We start from the raw sequence: 515 nt of genomic DNA, 5'->3' as shown, positions 1-515 counted from the left end.
CGACCGTGGAAGACCTGTGCGCTCGAGAGCACCACTTCCGCCGGAAAACGGCGTCCGCTCAGTCAGCGCGTCCGTATCCGCGTCAGCGTACTCATTGGCGTAGTGGATCGCGACCGAGACGGGAATGAGTGCAATCGCACCGACCACGACGAGTTCAAGGAACGCAGGTTGATCGCCATCAAGCTGCAGTGTCGATCCGTCCCTCATCAGTGATGCTTCTGCGGCAGCCTTTCCAATGCCAAGCGCGTAGACGAGGACGATCAGAGCGAGTTGGCTCGGCCGAGCAGCTGCCCAGAGTGCCCATAGCCTCGGTACCCTATTTGCGATCATTGGATCCGAAGCCGGATGGTCGGTAGTGAAGTACCTCGGGGACAAGTGGTTCGAGAATCATAGATTCTCGTCATCACGAGAGAGCACGCTCTCTCGAACGACCCCGAGGCTTCACCGTTTTGACCGCACGTCCCAAAACGGGGCGTGCTGTCGCAGGCGAATTTAATTCCCCTCGACCTTCCCGA

Annotated in this window: 1 pseudogene; it reads right to left on the bottom strand. The window is 59.0% G+C overall.

Annotated elements, in window-relative coordinates:
* A pseudogene (locus ACNA7R_RS20680) lies at positions 1–330 on the bottom strand (prenyltransferase); the annotation flags it as partial.
* Positions 331–515 lie beyond the last annotated feature (185 nt).

The organism is Natronococcus sp. (genome assembly GCF_047921035.1).
GTDB lineage: Archaea > Halobacteriota > Halobacteria > Halobacteriales > Natrialbaceae > Natronococcus.
Note: the sequence above shows the minus strand (reverse complement) of the source record. Positions and strands in the feature narration are given on the sequence as shown.